Annotated in this window: 20 protein-coding genes; 12 read left to right on the plus strand and 8 right to left on the minus strand. The window is 73.1% G+C overall.

Annotated elements, in window-relative coordinates; all coding sequences use genetic code 11:
* Nucleotides 1–29: 29 nt before the first annotated feature.
* Nucleotides 30–779, minus strand: coding sequence for a hypothetical protein (locus IEZ24_RS10715; RefSeq protein ID WP_129453639.1), 750 nt, complete (start codon nucleotides 777–779; stop codon nucleotides 30–32).
* 180 nt (nucleotides 780–959) lie between these two features.
* Here IEZ24_RS10715 and IEZ24_RS10720 point away from each other — a divergent pair, with 180 nt between their 5' ends.
* From IEZ24_RS10720 to rsgA, 4 genes are all read left to right on the plus strand, one after another.
* On the plus strand, nucleotides 960–2,636 hold the full coding sequence (locus IEZ24_RS10720; RefSeq protein WP_129453640.1) for a sigma-70 family RNA polymerase sigma factor: 1,677 nt from the start codon (nucleotides 960–962) through the stop codon (nucleotides 2,634–2,636).
* Between the two features lie 76 nt (nucleotides 2,637–2,712).
* Nucleotides 2,713–3,243: a DoxX family membrane protein gene (locus tag IEZ24_RS10725; RefSeq protein WP_129453641.1), complete on the plus strand. Its 531-nt coding sequence runs from the start codon at nucleotides 2,713–2,715 to the stop codon at nucleotides 3,241–3,243.
* 18 nt (nucleotides 3,244–3,261) lie between these two features.
* Nucleotides 3,262–4,542, plus strand: a complete 1,281-nt coding sequence (gene aroA, locus IEZ24_RS10730; protein ID WP_129453642.1) for a 3-phosphoshikimate 1-carboxyvinyltransferase — start codon at nucleotides 3,262–3,264, stop codon at nucleotides 4,540–4,542.
* Complete coding sequence (rsgA, locus tag IEZ24_RS10735; protein WP_129453643.1) at nucleotides 4,539–5,546, plus strand: ribosome small subunit-dependent GTPase A; 1,008 nt, start codon at nucleotides 4,539–4,541, stop codon at nucleotides 5,544–5,546. The genes aroA and rsgA overlap by 4 nt, the downstream gene beginning before the upstream one ends.
* A gap of 3 nt (nucleotides 5,547–5,549) precedes the next feature.
* On the opposite strand, the gene IEZ24_RS10740 is transcribed toward rsgA, so the two are convergent.
* The gene (locus tag IEZ24_RS10740) at nucleotides 5,550–6,011 is read right to left on the minus strand and encodes a DUF2231 domain-containing protein (protein ID WP_129453644.1); all 462 of its coding nucleotides are present in this window, start codon (nucleotides 6,009–6,011) and stop codon (nucleotides 5,550–5,552) included.
* A gap of 41 nt (nucleotides 6,012–6,052) precedes the next feature.
* On the opposite strand from IEZ24_RS10740, the gene IEZ24_RS10745 reads away from it, so the two are divergent.
* Nucleotides 6,053–6,943 carry an inositol monophosphatase family protein gene (locus IEZ24_RS10745; protein ID WP_129453645.1) on the plus strand — a complete coding sequence of 297 codons (891 nt, stop codon included), beginning with the start codon at nucleotides 6,053–6,055 and terminating at the stop codon, nucleotides 6,941–6,943.
* Between the two features lie 7 nt (nucleotides 6,944–6,950).
* Here the strand turns inward: IEZ24_RS10745 and IEZ24_RS10750 are convergent, their stop codons facing one another.
* The gene (locus IEZ24_RS10750; RefSeq protein ID WP_129453646.1) at nucleotides 6,951–7,421 is read right to left on the minus strand and encodes a hypothetical protein; all 471 of its coding nucleotides are present in this window, start codon (nucleotides 7,419–7,421) and stop codon (nucleotides 6,951–6,953) included.
* A gap of 105 nt (nucleotides 7,422–7,526) precedes the next feature.
* Between IEZ24_RS10750 and IEZ24_RS10755 the strand changes: the two genes are divergently transcribed.
* Nucleotides 7,527–7,958, plus strand: coding sequence for a CBS domain-containing protein (locus IEZ24_RS10755; RefSeq protein ID WP_129453647.1), 432 nt, complete (start codon nucleotides 7,527–7,529; stop codon nucleotides 7,956–7,958).
* A gap of 52 nt (nucleotides 7,959–8,010) precedes the next feature.
* Complete coding sequence (locus tag IEZ24_RS10760) at nucleotides 8,011–8,352, plus strand: FKBP-type peptidyl-prolyl cis-trans isomerase (RefSeq protein WP_129453689.1); 342 nt, start codon at nucleotides 8,011–8,013, stop codon at nucleotides 8,350–8,352.
* Between the two features lie 39 nt (nucleotides 8,353–8,391).
* Here the strand turns inward: IEZ24_RS10760 and IEZ24_RS10765 are convergent, their stop codons facing one another.
* Nucleotides 8,392–9,084, minus strand: coding sequence for a response regulator (locus IEZ24_RS10765; RefSeq protein WP_242498384.1), 693 nt, complete (start codon nucleotides 9,082–9,084; stop codon nucleotides 8,392–8,394).
* Nucleotides 9,081–10,256, minus strand: a complete 1,176-nt coding sequence (locus IEZ24_RS10770) for a sensor histidine kinase (protein WP_129453649.1) — start codon at nucleotides 10,254–10,256, stop codon at nucleotides 9,081–9,083. Before IEZ24_RS10770 ends, IEZ24_RS10765 begins: the two co-directional genes overlap by 4 nt.
* 141 nt (nucleotides 10,257–10,397) lie before the next feature.
* Here IEZ24_RS10770 and IEZ24_RS10775 point away from each other — a divergent pair, with 141 nt between their 5' ends.
* Both IEZ24_RS10775 and IEZ24_RS10780 read left to right on the plus strand, forming a co-directional pair.
* A complete protein-coding gene (locus tag IEZ24_RS10775) occupies nucleotides 10,398–11,294 on the plus strand; it encodes an ABC transporter ATP-binding protein (RefSeq protein ID WP_129453650.1) in 897 nt (298 codons plus the stop codon).
* Complete coding sequence (locus IEZ24_RS10780; RefSeq protein WP_191192846.1) at nucleotides 11,291–12,112, plus strand: ABC transporter permease; 822 nt, start codon at nucleotides 11,291–11,293, stop codon at nucleotides 12,110–12,112. Before IEZ24_RS10775 ends, IEZ24_RS10780 begins: the two co-directional genes overlap by 4 nt.
* A gap of 83 nt (nucleotides 12,113–12,195) precedes the next feature.
* Here IEZ24_RS10780 and IEZ24_RS10785 read toward each other — a convergent pair whose 3' ends face one another.
* Nucleotides 12,196–12,450 (minus strand): RNA-binding S4 domain-containing protein, encoded by a 255-nt coding sequence (locus tag IEZ24_RS10785; RefSeq protein WP_397190678.1) that lies wholly within the window; start codon nucleotides 12,448–12,450, stop codon nucleotides 12,196–12,198.
* Between the two features lie 19 nt (nucleotides 12,451–12,469).
* Between IEZ24_RS10785 and IEZ24_RS10790 the strand changes: the two genes are divergently transcribed.
* Nucleotides 12,470–13,672 (plus strand): phospholipase D-like domain-containing protein, encoded by a 1,203-nt coding sequence (locus IEZ24_RS10790; RefSeq protein ID WP_129453651.1) that lies wholly within the window; start codon nucleotides 12,470–12,472, stop codon nucleotides 13,670–13,672.
* A 25-nt stretch (nucleotides 13,673–13,697) separates the two neighbouring features.
* Here the strand turns inward: IEZ24_RS10790 and IEZ24_RS10795 are convergent, their stop codons facing one another.
* Entirely contained in the window at nucleotides 13,698–14,996 is a 1,299-nt protein-coding gene (locus IEZ24_RS10795; RefSeq protein ID WP_224745149.1) for a DUF445 domain-containing protein, read from the minus strand.
* 53 nt (nucleotides 14,997–15,049) lie between these two features.
* On the opposite strand from IEZ24_RS10795, the gene IEZ24_RS10800 reads away from it, so the two are divergent.
* The gene (locus IEZ24_RS10800; protein WP_129453653.1) at nucleotides 15,050–15,445 is read left to right on the plus strand and encodes an adenylyltransferase/cytidyltransferase family protein; all 396 of its coding nucleotides are present in this window, start codon (nucleotides 15,050–15,052) and stop codon (nucleotides 15,443–15,445) included.
* A 92-nt stretch (nucleotides 15,446–15,537) separates the two neighbouring features.
* A complete protein-coding gene (locus tag IEZ24_RS10805) occupies nucleotides 15,538–17,127 on the plus strand; it encodes an MXAN_6640 family putative metalloprotease (protein ID WP_129453654.1) in 1,590 nt (529 codons plus the stop codon).
* A 42-nt stretch (nucleotides 17,128–17,169) separates the two neighbouring features.
* Here IEZ24_RS10805 and IEZ24_RS10810 read toward each other — a convergent pair whose 3' ends face one another.
* Nucleotides 17,170–17,793, minus strand: a complete 624-nt coding sequence (locus IEZ24_RS10810; protein WP_207206698.1) for a TetR/AcrR family transcriptional regulator — start codon at nucleotides 17,791–17,793, stop codon at nucleotides 17,170–17,172.

Consider the following 17,793-nt stretch of genomic DNA (forward strand, 5'->3'; position numbering starts at 1 on the left):
ACCCTAGGGGAGCCCGCCGACAGCTCGGCTCAGCCGCGGGCGAGCTCGTCGAGCATCATGCCGGCGACGGCGTCGGCGCCGGGCAGTCCCTCGATCCAGACGCGTACGACCGTGTCGGGCTCGGCGCGCGCGAGGAGCGTGCGCAGCACCTGCACCCGCCGACCCAGGCGGTCGTCGCGCCGGGTCAGGATCCCCACGCGGTGCAGGCCGAGCCGGGCGACGGTCTCGTCGCGTGCGAACGCGGTGCGAGCGAGCTCCCCCGCCCGTGCCAGCCGCATCGCCCGGGTGAAGTGGTCCCCGGGCTCGTCGGAGGGGTCGCCGGTCGGCATCGCGAACACGACCAGCGCGTAGTCGTCCACGCCACCGGGCACGCCGGCACCGCCGAGGCGGTAGAGCTCGGTGAGGCGGCTGCGCAGGTGCGCCTGGCTGGACAGCCCCGTCAGCGGGTCCTCGCAGGAGAGCTGGTGGAGGTAGCCGAGGGTGGTCTCGCTCCACGCGGTGAGCACCGCGGACACCACGTCGTACGTCGGGTCGGCGCCCGCGGCGGCCTGCCACGTCGCGCGCAGGCCGGCGAGGGTCTCCTCGACCGACGCTCCGTCGCGGGCGAGCTCCTCGCCCGCGACGGAGCACGCCCCCATGACGTCCGATCCTGAGATGAGCGCCTCCCCGACAGCTTCGAACCGGTGCGGCAACCCCGACCGCTCGACGGTTGACTGCGGCTCGCTCATCCCAGGATCGGCGACCGCGAGACGTCGCCCACGTGCGGCGAAGATCTTCACGGCTGCCCCCTCCGGTGTCGGTCGTGCTTCAGAGGTGTGACGGTCGGGTCCCGGGTCCATGACGCGGACCAGACCAGGATTTCCGGTTTCTTTGCTTCGGCGCCCGTTGACGTGCTCCGCGGGCTACAGTCAAGACGCCTGGCAACAGCGCCAGGAGGGGTTCCTGGGGAGCGTCTGACCATGAGCGTGGCGACCAGCGTCGAGGCGCCGAGCGACGCCGAGCTGATCTCGGCGGTGCGCGGCGGGGACCTCGACGCCTACGGCACGCTCTTCGAGCGCCACGTCGAGGCTGCTCGCAGGCTCGCCCGGCAGCTCGTGCCCGCCGGTGACGCGGAGGACCTCGTCTCCGAGGCGTTCGTCAAGGTGCTCGGGGTGGTCCAGCGCGGCGGCGGCCCGGACCTCGCCTTCCGCGCCTACCTGCTCACCGCCGTACGCCGGCTGCAGGTCGACCGCTTCCGCGCCGGGTCCAGGCTGCACACGACGGACGACATGGAGGCCTTCGACCCCGGCGTCCCGTTCCGCGACACGGCCGTCGAGGGGTTCGAGAGCGCCGCGGCCGCGCGCGCCTTCGCCAGCCTCCCCGAGCGCTGGCAGCTGGTCCTGTGGCACACCGAGGTCGAGGGCGACAAGCCCGCCGACATCGCGCCGATGCTCGGGATGAGCGCCAACTCCGTCTCCGCGCTGGCCTACCGCGCCCGCGAGGGCCTGCGCCAGGCGTTCCTGACCCAGCACGTCGCGGAGCTGGAGGAGGACGCGTGCCGCTGGACGCACGGCCAGCTCGGCGCCTACGTCCGTGAGGCCGTCTCACGGCGCGACGCCGCCAAGGTCGAGCACCACCTCGGCGAGTGCCGATCGTGCATGGCGATCTACCTCGAGCTCACCGAGGTCAACTCCAACCTCGGCGGCCTCCTCGCCCCCCTGCTGCTCGGGGGCGTCGCGTCCGCCTACCTCGGCACCGCGGCCGTCTCGGCCGGGGCGCCGGTGGGCGTCGGCGTGGTGCTCGGGCGGGTCCGCGACCTCGTGACGGCGAACGCCGCCACGGCCGCCGTCGCCGGCGTCACCGTCAGCGCCGTCGTCGTCGCCGGAGGGATCGCGCTGGGGATTCGCGAGCCGGACACGACGGCCTCCGGGACCGACCGGGCCCCCTTCTCGGCGGCGGCGAGCCCCTCCGACGACGCCCCGACGTCCGACGGCCCGGCGTCGCTGCGCTCCCCGCGTGACCGCAGCACCCCGCCCGCGGTCGTGCTGCCCCCGGGCGACACGGAGACGACCCCGGGCTCGACACCGACCACCGACCAGACGCAGCCGTCGGACGCGTCGGACGACCCGGCCGGCGACCCCACGGACGACCCGACCGGGGTCCCGACCGACGACCCCACGGACGACCCGACGGACGACCCGACGGACGACCCCGCCGACGACCCGACCCAGACCCCCACCGAGAACCCGACGCAGACCCCCACGCCGACCCCCACCCCGACGCCCACACCGACGCCCACCCCGACCCCGACTCCGACCCCGACGCCCACCCCGACCCCGGTCCCGCCCGACGCCTCGGTCACCGGCGGCGTCGCCGGCGCACGCCCGACGTACGACGTGGTGGTCCGGGTGGCCGGCCTCACCGGCGCCACGACCGCGCAGCTGCGCATCGAGGCCGACGGCGACAGCGTCGTCCTCCGCAGCGGTGACGCCCGCTGCACCGTGGTCAGGACCGTCGCCACCTGCCAGGTCTCGGGGGACACGACGGTGGCGGTCGAGGTGGTGGCCCCGCAGGGCGGCAACGTCGCGGCGACCCTCGCGCCGTCGGGCAGCGACGCCGACGCCGGCAACAACACCTGGCGCGCGGTCCTGGGCTGACCGGCCCTCCTCCACGCGTGCGGACGCACCCCTGCGGACGGAGCAGGGTCCCCGCGCATCGTGTAGACAGGGACGCATGACGATCACCCGCTTGCTCGCCCGTCCGATGCTGGCCACGATCTTCGTCGCCGGCGGCGTCAACGCCCTGCGCAACACCGAGGTCCACGCGGCCAGGGCGAAGAAGGTGACCGACAGGTTCGTCCCCGCCGCCCAGCAGGCCGCCCCGAAGGCGCCGATCCCGACCGACCCCGCCACGCTCGTCCGGATCAACGCCGGGGCCCAGCTCCTGGCCGCCGCGGCCCTCGCCACCGGACGCGCCCCGCGCCTCAGCGCGACGGTGCTGGCGGCGTCCCTGGTGCCCACGACGCTGGCCGGCCACGCGTTCTGGGACGAGGCCGACGCCGACGCCAGGGCCGCGCAGAAGCTCCAGTTCTTCAAGAACACCTCGATCATGGGCGGGCTGCTCCTCGCCGCGGTCGACACCGAGGGCCGCCCCGGCCTGGCCTGGCGCGCCCGCCGCGCGGCCGCCGACGTGCGCCGCGAGGCACGCCAGGTCGCCAAGGACGCACGGCGCGAGGCCAAGTTGGCCAAGGCCCAGCTGACCTGATCTCGATAGGGTGCGCGGGTGAGTGAGCTCTGGCCGGCACCGCGCCCGCACGACCCCGTCGACCGGCGCGTGTCGCTACCCGGCAGCAAGTCGCTGACCAACCGCGCGCTGGTCCTCGCCGCGATCGCCGACGGCCCCAGCGTCGTACGCCGTCCGCTGCGCTCGCGCGACACGCTGCTCATGGCTGCCGCGCTGACCTCGCTGGGGACCGGGATCGAGGACACCGGTGACGGCGACTGGGCCGTCACCCCCGGGGCCTGGGACCGCGACGCCGACGTCGACTGCGGACTCGCCGGCACGGTGATGCGCTTCGTCCCGCCCGTGGTCGGCCTCGCCCGCGGGACGGTGCGGTTCGACGGCGACCCCCACATGCGGCTGCGGCCCGTCCGCCAGATGCTGGCGGCGCTGGGTGCCCTGGGCGTACGCATCGACGACGGCGGTCGGGGCGCGCTGCCCTTCGCCGTGCACGGCACCGGGACGGTCCCCGGCGGCACCGTCACGATCGACGCCAGCGCCTCGTCGCAGTTCGTCTCGGCGCTGCTGCTCGCCGGCGCCCGCTACGAGCACGGCGTCGACGTGCGCCACGTCGGCAAGCCGGTGCCGTCCCTGCCCCACATCGAGATGACGGTCCAGATGCTGCGCCAGCACGGCGTGGAGGTCGACGACGCCGACGCCAACCGGTGGGCGGTCGCGTCCGGCACCGTGAAGGCCGTCGACCACGACATCGAGCCCGACCTGTCCAACGCGGCGCCCTTCCTCGCGCTCGGCGCCGCCACCGGAGGCCGGGTCACCGTGACCGACTGGCCCGCGTCGACCACCCAGCCCGGCGACGAGCTGCGCGAGATCCTCACCCTGATGGGGTGCGAGGTCACCCTCGCCGACGGCGACCTCACCGTGGTCGGGCCCGATCGCCTCCACGGGGTCGACCTCGACCTGCACGACGTGGGCGAGCTGACGCCGGCCGTCGCCGCGCTCTGCGCACTGGCCGACTCCCCCTCCCACCTGCGCGGGGTGGCGCACATCCGCGGGCACGAGACCGACCGGATCACGGCTCTCGCCGCCGAGCTCGGTCGCCTCGGGGCCGACGTCACCGAGCGCGAGGACGGCCTCGACATCCGGCCCGCGACCCTGCACGGCGGCACCTTCCACACCTACGCCGACCACCGCATGGCCCACGCGGGGGTCATCCTCGGCCTCGCCGTGGACGACGTGCTCGTCGAGGACATCGCCACCACCTCCAAGACCTTCCCCGACTTCGCGACCGCGTGGAGCACCGCGGTGCACGGAGCCTCCTCGTGACGACCGGGCGCTACTCCGACCACGACCACGAGCACTACGAGCGACCCCGCCGCCGCACCCGCCCCCGCACCAAGGACCGGCCGTCCTACGACGACGCGGTCGACGCCCGCGTCGTGACCGTCGACCGCGGCCGCTTCACGCTCCTGCTCGACGGGCGTCGGGTGATGGCGATGAAGTCGCGCCCCCTCGGGCGCAAGGGCGTCGTGGTCGGTGACCACGTGCGCGTGGTGGGCGACACCAGCGGGGCCGACGGCTCGCTGGCCCGGATCGTCGAGGTGGTCCCGCGCACCACGACCCTGCGCCGCACGGCCGACGACGACGACCCGGTCGAGCGCGTCATCGTCTCCAACGCCGACCAGCTCGTCGTGGTGACCGCCCTGGCCGACCCCGAGCCGCGCCCGCGCCTCATCGACCGCGCCCTCGTGGCGGCGTACGACGCGGGCATGGCGCCGCTGCTGTGCCTCACCAAGGCCGACCTGGCCGACCCCGAGACGCTGCTGTCGACCTACCGCTCGCTCGGCGTCCCGTGGGTGGTCACGCAGCTCAAGGGCGAGGGGGCCGGCGACCTGACCGAGCTGCTCGACCGGCTGCGCGGTCGCACCAGCGTGCTCGTCGGCCACAGCGGCGTCGGCAAGTCCACCCTGGTCAACGCGCTCGTCCCCGGCGCGCACCGCGAGGTCGGGATCGTCAACGCGGTCACCGGTCGCGGGCGGCACACCTCGACCAGCGCGTACCTCCTCGAGCTCCCCGACGGCGACGGCTGGATCATCGACACCCCCGGCATCCGCTCCTTCGGGCTCGCGCACGTGCAGCCGGGGAACCTGATCGAGGCGTTCCCCGACCTCGACGAGATGACCGAGACGTGCCCGCGCGGGTGCACCCACGGCACGGACGAGCCGGAGTGCGGCCTCGACGAGGCGATCGAGGCCGGCGAGGCCGACGTCGACCGGGTGGAGTCGTTCCGGCGGCTGCTGGCCGCCCGCGAGGCCTCCTCCGACTGGTAGTCGTCAGCCCCAGACGGCGCGGGCTCCGGAGTCGCCGGCCAGGTAGACGGTGACCAGCAGGGCCACGGCGCCCGCCGCGAGCAGCAGCGCCACCGGGATGCCGAACCGCGTCTCCCTCGCGCCCCGTCCGGAGGCCAGCGCCGACGCACCGCCCAGCGCCCAGGCTGCGAGCCCGGAGAGCAGGACGTAGCCCAGCGCGACGTTGCGCAGCAGCTCGCCCGCCTCCTGGTGGTCCTCGACGATCGGCGCGAGCTCGGGCCGCGAGGCCAGCAGGTCCTCGCCCGCCGCGACGGCTCCGAGCGCGGTCACGGCGGTGACGACGGCGAGCACCACGAGCGGCCACCGCAGCAGCCAGCGCCACCTCGGCACGGCGGCGTACGCGAGACCGGTCAGCGCCGCCAGCGGCCCCAGCACGACGACCGCATGCACGATGAGCGGGTGGAGCGGCACACCGTTGAGTTCCATGCGTGCAGGGTAGGACGCGAGGCTGGGAATAGCCTGTGAACATGCCCATCACCGGCTCCAACGACCACACCGACGACCTGCGGCTGGCGCACGTCCTCGCCGACGACGCGGACTCGCTCACCCAGGCCCGCTTCAAGTCCCTCGACCTGCACGTCATGAGCAAGCCCGACCTGACCCCGGTCACCGACGCCGACAAGGCCGTCGAGGAGGGCATCCGCCGGACCCTCTCCCGGGTCCGCTCGCGCGACGCCGTGGTCGGCGAGGAGCAGGGCACGACCGGGCACAGCCAGCGGCGGTGGATCGTGGACCCGATCGACGGCACCAAGAACTTCGTGCGCGGCGTGCCGGTGTGGGCCACGCTCATCGCCCTCGCTATCGACGACGAGGTCGTCCTCGGCGTCGTGTCGGCCCCGCAGCTGCAGCGCCGCTGGTGGGCCTCGGCGGGCAACGGCGCCTGGACCGGCCGGTCGCTGCTCAAGGCGACCAAGTGCGAGGTGTCCGACGTACGCCGCCTCGAGGACGCGTCGCTGAGCTACTCCTCGCTGTCCGGCTGGGACGAGCGCGGTCGCCTCGACGACTTCGTCTCGCTGTCGCGGCGCTGCTGGCGCACCCGCGCGTACGGCGACTTCTGGTCCTACATGCTGCTCGCCGAGGGGGCCGTCGACCTCGCGGCCGAGCCCGAGCTCGAGCTCTACGACATGGCGGCCCTCGACGTGATCGTGCGCGAGGCGGGCGGCAGGTTCACCTCCCTCGACGGCACGGACGGGCCGTGGGGCGGCAACGCGCTGGCCTCCAACGGCCACCTGCACGACGCCGCGCTGTCCTTCCTCGGAGCGCTCGACGACGACGGCTCCGACCCCGACGTGCCGCGGCGCGGCCCCGGTTCGGTGAGCAACCTGCGCGAGCGCCAGGCACCGCCGGTCCTGGACTGACCACCTCTCACCACGGCCAGCCGTCCCACTCCCGCAGGACGGCGAACGGAGCCGACGGCGCGGGCCACACGACGAGCGCGAGGTGCTCGTCGCTGACGCCCTGCCTCTCCATGCCCTCCGGCAGCCCGGACACGAGCCCGCCCCAGTGGACGCGCAGGCGCACCGGTCCGGCCGGGAGCTCGTGGCGCGACCGCGGCCCCGCGTCGTCCCAGCTCAGGACCTCCAGCGGCCCGTCCCCGTCGAGGCTGACCTCGGCGACGTGCTGCCAGTGCTCGGCCGGCGTCCCGGGCTCGTTGCCGACGACGTCGACGCTCACCGGCGTCGTGCCGAACTTGCGGAAGGTGCTGACGACGACGAACCCGCCGTCCGACCACAGACGCCGCTCGTAGGTCTCCAGCGAGACGTCCGGCATCGACGCCTCCCCGCGCCTCGCGTAGAGCTGGAAGTAGTCCGGCTCGACGACCCCGTGCCACGTCATGCCGCGAGTCTGGCAGCCCGTGTCGCCGTTCGCCCCTGTCCCTCGCGCCGCGGCTTGGCTACGGTGACTCATCAGTAGTTCCGTGCCGGACGAGAGGCGGAGACCATGAGGATCAAGGACGTCATCCGGGCCAAGGCGAGCCAGGAGGTGGTGACCATCGGCCCCGACGCCACCGTGCGCGAGCTCGTGGCGCTGCTCGCCGAGCACAACGTCGGCGCGCTGGTGGTGAGCGAGGACGGCGAGCGCGTCACCGGGATCGTGAGCGAGCGCGACGTCGTACGCCGGCTGCATGCCGACACCGGCGTCCTCGACAGCCCGGTCCGCTCGATCATGACCGCCGACGTGCGCACCTGCGCGGGTGAGGACGCGCTGACCGACCTCATGCAGACGATGACCGAGCACCGCATCCGGCACGTCCCGGTGGTGGCCGACGGGCGGCTGACCGGCATCATCTCCATCGGTGACGTGGTCAAGAACCGGATCGGCGAGCTCGAGTTCGAGCGCGACCAGCTCGACCACTACGTGCACCAGACCTGACACACCATCGATTGGAGTACCTGTGAGCGAGAAGCCCGACGTCGACCCCCACATGGGCGAGGCGCCCGCGGACCTGGAGGTCACCGACCTCGTCGAGGGCGAGGGCACCGAGGCCACGTCCGGCTCGACGGTCTCGGTCCACTACGTCGGCGTCGCCCACTCCACGGGCGAGGAGTTCGACGCGTCCTACAACCGCGGCACGCCGCTGCAGTTCCGCCTCGGCATCGGCCAGGTCATCTCCGGCTGGGACACCGGCGTGCAGGGCATGAAGGTCGGCGGTCGTCGTCGCCTCGTCATCCCGCCGCACCTCGGCTACGGCGACCGCGGGGCCGGTGGCGTGATCAAGCCCGGCGAGACGCTGATCTTCGTGGTGGACCTGCTCGAGGTCCGCTGACCGCACGCCCCTGCACGAACGCCACGTCGGGCGGCTCCTTCACCCCTGGGCGTCGTGGACCAGGATCGCGACCTGCACCCGGTTCTCGACGCCCAGCTTGGTGAAGAGCCGCCCGACGTGCGTCTTGACCGTGGGCACCCCCATGTAGAGCTCCGCGGCGATGTCGGCGTTGCTCAGGCCGCGGGCGACACCGTCCGCCACGTCGCGCTCGCGCTCGGTGAGGGAGGCGAGGGCAGCGCGCGCCGAGTGCACCCGGGCCTCGGCCCCGGGCGACCCGGCGGACGCGTCGGTGCGGGTGACGGCAGCGATCAGCTGGGCCGTGACGCTCGGCGAGAGCATCGGCTCCCCGGACGCCACCGCCCGGATCGCCTGCACGAGCCGAGCCGGAGGGGTGTCCTTGAGCAGGAAGCCCGCCGCGCCGGTCCGCAGCGCGCGCAGCACCATGTCGTCGGTGTCGAAGGTCGTCAGCACGATGACCTTGAGGTCCGGGTCCGTCCCCAGCAGCGCCTCGGTCGCGCTGAGGCCGTCGCGCACCGGCATCCGGATGTCCATCAGCACGACGTCCGCGTCCGCGGCGGGCACCACCCGCAACGCCTCCTCGCCGTCACCGGCCTCGGCGACCACGGTGATGCCCGAGTCGCCGCCCAGCATCATGGCGAGCGCCGCGCGCACCATCGGGTCGTCATCGACGACCGCGAGGCGTACGGGCGCGTCGTTGCTCCCTCCCGTCACGAGTCCCACGGTATCCATGCCCTGACGGCGTACCCGCCGGTGGCGTCGCTGCCGTGGCTGATCCGCCCGCCCGCGAGGGCCGCCCGCTCCGCGAGGCCGAGCAGGCCGAGTCCCGAGACCGGCAGTGCCGACGTCTCGCGCGGACCGACCGGCGCTGCGTTGCGCACCCCGATCACGAGCCCGTCGTGGGGGGTGCCCGCGATGTCGACGGTGACGGCCGTGCCGGGGGCGTGCTTGCGCACGTTGGTCAGCGCCTCCTGCACGATCCGGAAGGCCGTGCGCCCGGTGGCCGCCGGCACGTCGCCCTCGACGCGGTTCGACAGCCGTACGCGCATGCCGCCCGCGGACTCCTCGGCGACGAGGCCGGACACGTCGTCGATGCCCGGCTGGGGCCGCTCGGGGGCGGCGTCGGCGGGCTGCAGCGGGTCGCGCAACACCCCCAGCACGGCGCGGAGGTCCGACAGGGCCCGGTGGGCGTTCTCCTCGATCGACTTCGCGGCGCCGGCCTGCTCCTGCGCGGTGAGGTCCGTGCGGTAGCCGAGCGCCCCCGCGTGCATGGCGACCAGCGAGATCCGGTGGGCGAGCACGTCGTGCATCTCGCGGGCGATCCGGGTGCGCTCGGCGGCCTGCGCCTGCGCCACCCGTGCCAGCTGCTCGCGCTCGGCGGTGAGGGCACGCTCGCGGTAGGAGTCGACCAGCTGGCGCTGGGATCCCATCGCGTAGCCCGTGGCGACGAGGGTCCCCGTCACCAGCGCGCCGAAGGCCATCGAGACCCACAGCGGCAGCGCGTCCTCGGAGATCCCCACTCGCTCCTGCACGACGCCGGACAGGACGCTCAGCGGTCCCACCACCGCAAGCAGCCGCCACCGTCGGTGCGACGCGAGGGACCCGACCACCCAGGAGGCCGGCCCGGCGCTGGAGGCGGACACGCAGCCGAACGCGGTCAGCACGAGCGCGACGGCAGCGGGATGGCGGTGTCGCCACCGGACGAGCACGAACGACAGCAGGCCGAGCACGGGGTCGCCGTAGAGGAACCACGTGAGCGCCGCGTCGGAGGGTCGCTCTCCCGCGCTCACGAGGGGCACACCCCACACGAAGGCGCTGATGGCGACCGCGAGCGCGTAGCGCCAGGCCGATGCCAACCGGCCCGTCCTCCCACGCGTCTCCGGCATGGTGCCGAGACTAGGGGGCCGGTCGGCCGCATCGCGTCCGACCAAGGTGTCGTCCTGACTGTCGAGGTCGATACCGCGGTCGGACCCCGCGGACCCCTGCGCCCGATGCGGGACGGTCCTCCCGCCGCGGAGGGTGGAGCCATGATCACAGTCGAGAACCTCACCAAGCGCTACGGCGGTTTCACCGCCGTGGACGACATCTCGTTCCAGGTCCGTCCGGGGAGCGTCGTCGGCTTCCTCGGCCCGAACGGTGCCGGCAAGTCCACGGCCATGCGGATGATGACGGGCCTCACGCCCGCCACCTCCGGTCGGGCCACGATCCTGGGCCGGACCTACCGCGAGCTGCACAACCCCGGCCGCCAGGTCGGAGTGATGCTCGATGCTTCCGCCCAGCACCCCGGACGTACGGGGCGGGAGGTCCTGCGCGTCGCCGCGGTGTCCGTCGGTGTCGGCAAGGCGCGCGTCGAGGAGGTCCTCACGCTCGTCGGGCTGACCGACAAGGAGGCCGGGCGTCGGGTCCGCAACTACTCCCTCGGCATGCGCCAGCGCCTCGGCATCGCCGCCGCACTCCTCGGCGAGCCGCAGGTCCTGGTCCTCGACGAGCCGGCCAACGGCCTCGACCCGCAGGGCATCCACTGGATGCGCGGGCTGCTGCGCCGCTTCGCCGACGGCGGCGGCACTGTGCTGCTCTCCAGCCACCTGCTCCACGAGGTGCAGATCGTCGCCGACGACCTCGTCATGATCGGCCGCGGACGCATCGTGGCGATGGGCTCCAAGGAGGAGCTGCTCGCCCGTGGCGGCACGACCGTCCAGTCCACCGACGACGCCCGCCTGACCCGCCTGCTGGAGGCGGCCGGCGTGCCGGTGTCCCGCACCGGGTCCGGGCTGGTGGTGGACGGCGAGGCGCGCGTGGTCGGCGAGATCGCCGCCCGCGAGTCCGTCGTGCTCCTCGAGCTGCGCTCCGGCGGCTCGGAGGGCCTCGAAGAGATGTTCCTCGGCCTCACGGCCGCCACGTCCCGCGAAGGAGACGCAGCATGAGCACCCACACGAGCACCGGCACCACGCACTCCCCCGCACCCGCCGTCGGCCGAGGCGCCGCCGACGCACCCACCGCGACCGCCCTCCCCGGGCGCCCGGGCGTGCCGTTCGGACGGACGTTCCGGGCCGAGCTGCGCAAGATGGTCGACACCCGCGCGGGCCGCTGGATGATCATCGTGATGGCCGCCGTCGCGGTGCTGGTCCTGGCCGGCTTCGTGATCTGGGGGCCGGCCGAGGACGCGTCGTTCCGGGGGCTCCTCGAGCTCGCGACGCTGCCGCTGGCGATGCTGCTGCCGATCATCGGCATCATGGCAGCCACGGCCGAGTGGTCGCAGCGCACCGGCCTGGTCACCTTCGTCCTCGAGCCCCGACGCGGGCGCGTCGTGCTGGCCAAGGGGCTGGCCGCCCTCGTCCTCGCGGCAGTGGTCCTCGCGGCGGCCGTCGCCGCGTCGGCCGTCGCGAACCTCGTCGGCGGAACCGGCGAGTGGGACCTCACGGCCGCGATGGGCGGCGGCGTGCTGCTCGCCCTGCTGGTCTACGTCCTGCAGGGCGTGGCCTTCGGCCTGCTGTTCCTCAACACCCCCGTCGCCATCGTCTCGGTGCTGGTCCTGCCGACCGTCTGGTCGATCGCCACGATGGCCGTCTCCTCGCTCGAGGAGGCCGGACGGTGGCTCAACCTCGACCTGGTCACGCAGCCGCTCTTCGCCGGCGAGATGGCCGGTCGCGACTGGGCCCAGCTCGCGACCGCGGGCGCCGTCTGGGTGCTGCTGCCGCTGACGGTCGGGACCTACCGGGTCCTCCACCGTGAGGTGAAGTAGCCGGGAACCTCCACCTCAACCCCGTCGCCACCGACTCACCACCTGGATCACCACCTGGATCACCACCTGGATCACCACCTGGATCACCACGGGACGTCGATCTCGACCTCCCCGGTGGCGACCCGGGCCGCCAGCCCGCCCAGCGTGACCACGTCACCGGGGACGAGCTGGCGGCCCCTTCGTGTCTCGACCTCGTCGTTGACCCGTACGGCGCCGTCGGCGATCACCGGCTTGGCCTCGGCGCCGGACTCGACGAGGTTGGCGAGCTTGAGGAACTGGCCCAGCCGGATCGACTCGTCGCGGATCGGGACGTCGATGGGTTCACTGGTCTGCGGCACTTCTCTAGGGTAGGCGTCCGTGCGCCTCTCACGTTGGTCCCGGTCCGTCGCGACGCTCTGCCTGCTGGTGCCGCTGCTCGCCCTCGGCACGCCGGCGGGGGCGGAGCGCGACCTGCGGAAGCCGGCCCCCAGGTCCGGCTGCTGGGCGGAGGCGGGGACCGAGGTGTGCTTCACCTCGCCCCTGGCCCGACCCGGCGACCCGACCGTGCTCGACCGTCCCAGCCGGCTCTTCGACTCCGCCGGCCCCGGTGACACGATCCGGATCGCGATGTTCCGGTGGGACATCAAGCCCCCGACCGACGCCATCCTCGCCGCGCAGCGACGCGGCGCGACGGTGCTGCTCGTGGGCGACGACGACCTGCGGCTCAACCGGCAGGGCCGCCAGCTGATCCGGACCCTCGAGGAGCAGGACCCGACCCGCACCAACGTCACGATCTGCAAGGGCGCGTGCCTGCCGTGGCGCGCGCCCGGGCCGTACCCGGACAGCCAGGACGTGCAGCACCTGAAGTTCTACGTCACCGACATCGGCGGCGTGCAGTCCTTCATCACCTCCTCGGCCAACCTCGAGGACCGCCAGTACCGGCAGTACAACTCGCTCCTGAAGATCGACGACCCCGGCCTCCACCAGTTCGGCGTCGACTACTTCAACCGCCTCGAGGCGCAGAGCCTCCGGGTCGACGGGCAGCGCTGGGACGACCGGCGCAAGACGTGGAGCAGCGGCGGCACCACTGCGGCCGTCTACCCCAACCGCAGCGACCTGCTCCTGTCGACGCTGCGCGACCTGAGCTGCCGTCGCGGCGCCCGCGACGTCTCGGCGATGTTCGCGGTGATCCAGCGCGCCGACGTGCGCGACCAACTCGCCCGGCTGTCCCGCTCGGGCTGCCGGGTGCGGATCGTGACCTCGCGCGACACCGTGGAGAACTGGCTCCAGCGCTCGCTGCCGGCCGGCGACATCCCCGACCGGATGGTCCGCACCGTGCTGACCCACGACAAGATGCTCGTGGCCGACGCTCGGTTCCGCGGGCGCGCGACCCAGCTGGTCGTGACGGGCACGTCCAACACCACGTGCGGCGGTCTGCTCTACAACGACGAGGTGATGCTGCGCATCGTCGGCAACCGGTGGCTGCACGACCAGTACCTCGCGCACTTCGACGACGCGTACGCCCGCGCGCGACAGAGCACGTCGCGGATCATGCCGGTGATGAAGCCCTGTCGCCGCTGAGCGGCCGGATGCCTCGGAGCCGGGGTCAGTGCACGGCCACGCTGACCGCGTGGATGACCACGCCCACCAGCCCGCCGACGATGGTGCCGTTGATCCGGATGAACTGGAGGTCGCGGCCCACGTGCAGCTCGATGCGCCGTGCCGCCTCCTTGCCGTCCCAGCGCTCGATGGTGTGGGTGATCACGGTCGTGAGCTCGGCGCCGTAGCGCTCGACGGCGAAGACCGTGAGGTCGGCGGCGACCCGGTCCAGGCGCTCCCGCAGCGCGGCGTCGTCGCGGAGCCGGCCGGCGAACGTGCCCAGCTCGTCGAGCAGCCGCCGGCGCACCGCGCCCTTCGGGTCACGGATCGAGCCGAGCAGGGCCGTGCGCATGGCCTTCCAGAGCGAGATCGCGGTCGTCACCACCTGCGGGTGGTCGAGCAGGCGCTCCTTGAGGCCCTCGGTGCGCCGCTGCGTCTCCGGGTCGTTGAGGAGGTCGTGGGCCAGCTGGCCCAGCATCGAGTCGAGCGCCTCACGGGCCCGGTGGTGCGGGTCGTCGCGGATGTCCTCCAGCCACGCGAGCGCCTGGACGTGCAGCCGCGAGGTGACCGCGTCGTTGAGCTTGGGCGGCGCCCACCACGGCGCCCGCTCCTCGAGCACCCGGGAGAAGGTCTCCGGGTTGTCCACCAGCCAGCTGTGCAGCTCGTCGACGGCGAGGTCGACCAGCCCGTGGTGGAGGTCGTCGCGCAGCACCTCCATCAGCGTCGTGCCCAGCAGGGGTGAGATCGGCTCCTCGCGGAAGCGGGGCACGAGCGCCTGCGTCACGAGGTCGGCGACGTGGTCGTCGCGCACCTTGCCCAGCGCGATCACCGCCACCTCAGCGACCTCGTCGACCACGCGGCGGGCGTGGGCCGGGTCGGCCAGCCAGTCCCCGACCCGGGCCGAGATCGTCGCGGCCGCGACCCGCTCGCGGATGATGTCCTCCTGGAGGAAGTTCTCCCCGACGAACTCCTCGAGCCCCTTGCCGAGCTCGTCCTTGCGCTTCGGCACGAGTGCGGTGTGCGGGATCGGCAGGCCCAACGGGTGCTTGAAGAGCGCCGTCACGGCGAACCAGTCCGCGATCGCACCGACCATCGAGGCCTCGGCGCCCGCGTTGACGAAGCCCCAGAAGCCGTCGCGCCCCAGCGTGGCGACGTACACGCAGGCGGCGAACAGCAGCAGGCCGACGGCGACCGTACGCATCTGCCGCAGGCCGCGCCGACGCGCCTCGTCGGCGTCGGGGTCCGGGGTGATGAGCGAGATGGTGGGCTTCTTCCCCGGGTGGGAGGCAGCTGCCGTGGTGGACATGTCGGCCATCCTCCCCCACTGCCCCTCGGAGCCCGCGTGCCAGAATGCCGCGCATGTCTCGCACCGTCATCACCTTCGGCACGTTCGACGTGTTCCATGTCGGACACCTGCGCGTCCTCGAGCGCGCCGCCGAGCTGGGTGACCGGCTGGTCGTCGGCGTCTCGGCCGACGCCCTCAACGAGCGCAAGAAGGGCCGGGCGCCGATCTTCAGCCAGCGCGAGCGGCTCGCCATCGTCGGCGCCCTCAAGGTCGTCGACGCGGTCTTCGTCGAGGAGAGCCTGGAGCAGAAGCGCGACTACATCGTCGAGCACGGCGCCGACGTCCTCGTGATGGGCGACGACTGGGCGGGCAAGTTCGACGAGTTCGCCGACGTCTGCGAGGTCGTCTACCTCGAGCGCACGCCCGCGATCTCCACCACCGCGATCATCGAGCACATCGCCGACCTGTGACCGCCGTGCCGTCCGGTCACGGCGCTGGGACCGCGGGGTTGTCACCCCGCCGGGTTAGGGTCGGCACGGACATGACAGACACGAGGGGAACCATGCGCAGATTCGTCACCACCGCCATGACCATCGCACTGGTGGGCGGGGCGGCGCTCGCCGCGCCGGCCGTCGCTGCCGACAACGAAAGTCCGGGCCTGCCGGGCTCGGCCGGGGTCGTCGACCCGGGCGACCTGCTCGAGCTCACCCCCGAGGCGCCGCTGCCGGTGCTCGAGGAGGAGCTCGAGCCGACGGCGTCGGAGACGCTGACGACGGCTCGTCGGGTGCTCGCCGGCAACGCCCGCCCGAGCGACCCGTCCGCGACCCTCGTGCTGCGAGACCTCTGGATGCAGAAGGCACAGCTGCGCGGCGCCGAGCGCCGCCAGGCCGACGCGCTGCTGGCCCGACCGACCGACGGGATCACCGACCCCCAGGGGTTCGGCTACTCGGTCGCCGAGGCCCCGCCGGTGTGCAACACCCGCCTGTGCATCCACTACGTCGCGACCGGCACCGACGCGCCGCCGTCGCCCGACTGGCCCGCGCAGAACCTCGCCGTCATGGACTCGGTGTGGACCACCATCGTCGACGGCATGGGCTACCGCGCTCCCGTGCGTGACGGCTCGCGGGGCGGCAGCCCGCAGTTCGACGTCTACCTCAAGGACCTCGGCGGCTCCCTCTACGGGTTCTGCGCCGGCGAGCGCCGCGCCAAGAAGCGCACCGCCTCGGGCTACTGCGTCCTCGACAACGACTTCGCGACCAGCCAGTTCCCCAACAACACGCCCGCGGACAACCTGGCGGTGACCGCCGGCCACGAGTTCTTCCACGCCGTCCAGTACGCCTACGACTACGCCGAGGACCCGTGGATGATGGAGTCGACGGCGACGTGGATGGAGGAGCGGATCGCGACCCACGTCAACGACAACCGTCAGTACCTCCCGGTCAGCCAGATCTACGCCCCCCAGGTCCCGCTCGACGCGTTCAGCCGCACCAACGGCTTCCAGTACGGCAACTGGGTCTTCTGGGAGTACCTCACCTCGCGCTACGGCAACGGGCTGGTGCTCAAGGCCTGGAAGCAGGCCGGCACGCTCAGGCGCGACGGCGACAAGTACAGCCTCACGGCCCTGCAGAAGGTGCTGCGCAAGAAGGGCGGGTTCCACAAGAACTACGCCCGCTTCACCGCCGGCAACCTGACCCCGGCCGTCAACTTCCCCGAGGGCGCCGAGTACCCCGGCCCCAAGGTGCGCGGCGCCAAGGTCCTCAGCAAGCGCAAGCGGACCAAGCGCTTCGGCACCAGGATCAACCACCTCGCCTCGGCGTCCTACGTCTTCGGACCCCACGCGCGCCTGTCCGGCAAGAAGTGGAACCTGGCCCTCCAGGTCCGCGGCCCGGCCAAGCGCACGTCGCCGGCCGCCGTCGTGGTGGTCCACCTCCTCAACGGCAAGAAGCAGGTCAAGATGGTCCGGCTCAACCGCGCCGGCGACGGGCACAAGAAGGTGTCCTTCGACAGCCGGCGGGTGGGAGCCGTGTCCGTGACCCTCGTCAACGGCTCGACGCGCTACCGCTGCAACCGCGACACCGTGCTCGCCTGCGGCGGCAAGTCGCTCGACGACCGCGCGCGCTTCTCCGTGAAGGCCCGCGTCACGCGGGGTTGATCACCCGGGGTTGATCACCCGGGGTTGATCACCCGGGGTTGATCACCCGGCGCTGATCCGCAGCAGGGCGTGGAGCGCGGCGACGCACTCCTCGACCAGCACCGACACCGGGACCGGGCGTTCACCGGTCGGCACTGCCGACCAGGTGAGCGCCCGGTCCTCTGTGTAGGCCCACCACGCACGTACGACGGGCCGCTGCGACTCCGGCACGCCGAGCGCCGCCACCACGCGCTCGGTGCTGCCCTCGCGCACCGAGTCCATCACCTCGGCGACCCGCGGGTCGGCCACCCCGTGGCCGTGCACGAGCGCGAGGTAGAAGCCGCGGCGTCGCTCGATCTGCTCGACCATCAGCCGGGTCGTCATCTCGACCTGCTCCTCCCCCGCCAGGTCCGGGTCCGGAGCGGTGGTGCGGAGCATTCGCCGGCCGGCCGCCGCGATGCAGGCGAGGTAGAAGTCGGTCTTCGTCGGGAAGTAGTGGAACAGCAGGCCCCGCGAGATCCCGGCCTCGGCCGCGACGTCGTCCATCGAGAGGTCCTGGATCGGGGTCTCGACGATCTTGGCGAGGCCGATGGCGACGAGCTGCCGGCGCCGGTCCTCCGCGCTCAGCCGACGGCGTACGGGCGGTGCCGCGCCGGGCTGCGGGGAGGGTGCGGGGTGATCGGCCAC

The organism is Nocardioides ganghwensis (assembly GCF_014779655.1).
GTDB lineage: Bacteria > Actinomycetota > Actinomycetes > Propionibacteriales > Nocardioidaceae > Nocardioides > Nocardioides ganghwensis.

Coding starts and splice junctions, on each gene's coding strand:
- IEZ24_RS10720 (WP_129453640.1), top strand. CDS start 960: ATGAGCGTGGCGACCAGCGTCGAGGCGCCGAGCGACGCCGAGCTGATC.
- IEZ24_RS10725 (WP_129453641.1), top strand. CDS start 2,713: ATGACGATCACCCGCTTGCTCGCCCGTCCGATGCTGGCCACGATCTTC.
- IEZ24_RS10740 (WP_129453644.1), bottom strand. CDS start 6,011: ATGGAACTCAACGGTGTGCCGCTCCACCCGCTCATCGTGCATGCGGTC.
- IEZ24_RS10745 (WP_129453645.1), top strand. CDS start 6,053: ATGCCCATCACCGGCTCCAACGACCACACCGACGACCTGCGGCTGGCG.
- IEZ24_RS10750 (WP_129453646.1), bottom strand. CDS start 7,421: ATGACGTGGCACGGGGTCGTCGAGCCGGACTACTTCCAGCTCTACGCG.
- IEZ24_RS10755 (WP_129453647.1), top strand. CDS start 7,527: ATGAGGATCAAGGACGTCATCCGGGCCAAGGCGAGCCAGGAGGTGGTG.
- IEZ24_RS10760 (WP_129453689.1), top strand. CDS start 8,011: ATGGGCGAGGCGCCCGCGGACCTGGAGGTCACCGACCTCGTCGAGGGC.
- IEZ24_RS10770 (WP_129453649.1), bottom strand. CDS start 10,256: ATGCCGGAGACGCGTGGGAGGACGGGCCGGTTGGCATCGGCCTGGCGC.
- IEZ24_RS10775 (WP_129453650.1), top strand. CDS start 10,398: ATGATCACAGTCGAGAACCTCACCAAGCGCTACGGCGGTTTCACCGCC.
- IEZ24_RS10780 (WP_191192846.1), top strand. CDS start 11,291: ATGAGCACCCACACGAGCACCGGCACCACGCACTCCCCCGCACCCGCC.
- IEZ24_RS10795 (WP_224745149.1), bottom strand. CDS start 14,996: ATGTCCACCACGGCAGCTGCCTCCCACCCGGGGAAGAAGCCCACCATC.
- IEZ24_RS10800 (WP_129453653.1), top strand. CDS start 15,050: ATGTCTCGCACCGTCATCACCTTCGGCACGTTCGACGTGTTCCATGTC.
- IEZ24_RS10805 (WP_129453654.1), top strand. CDS start 15,538: ATGCGCAGATTCGTCACCACCGCCATGACCATCGCACTGGTGGGCGGG.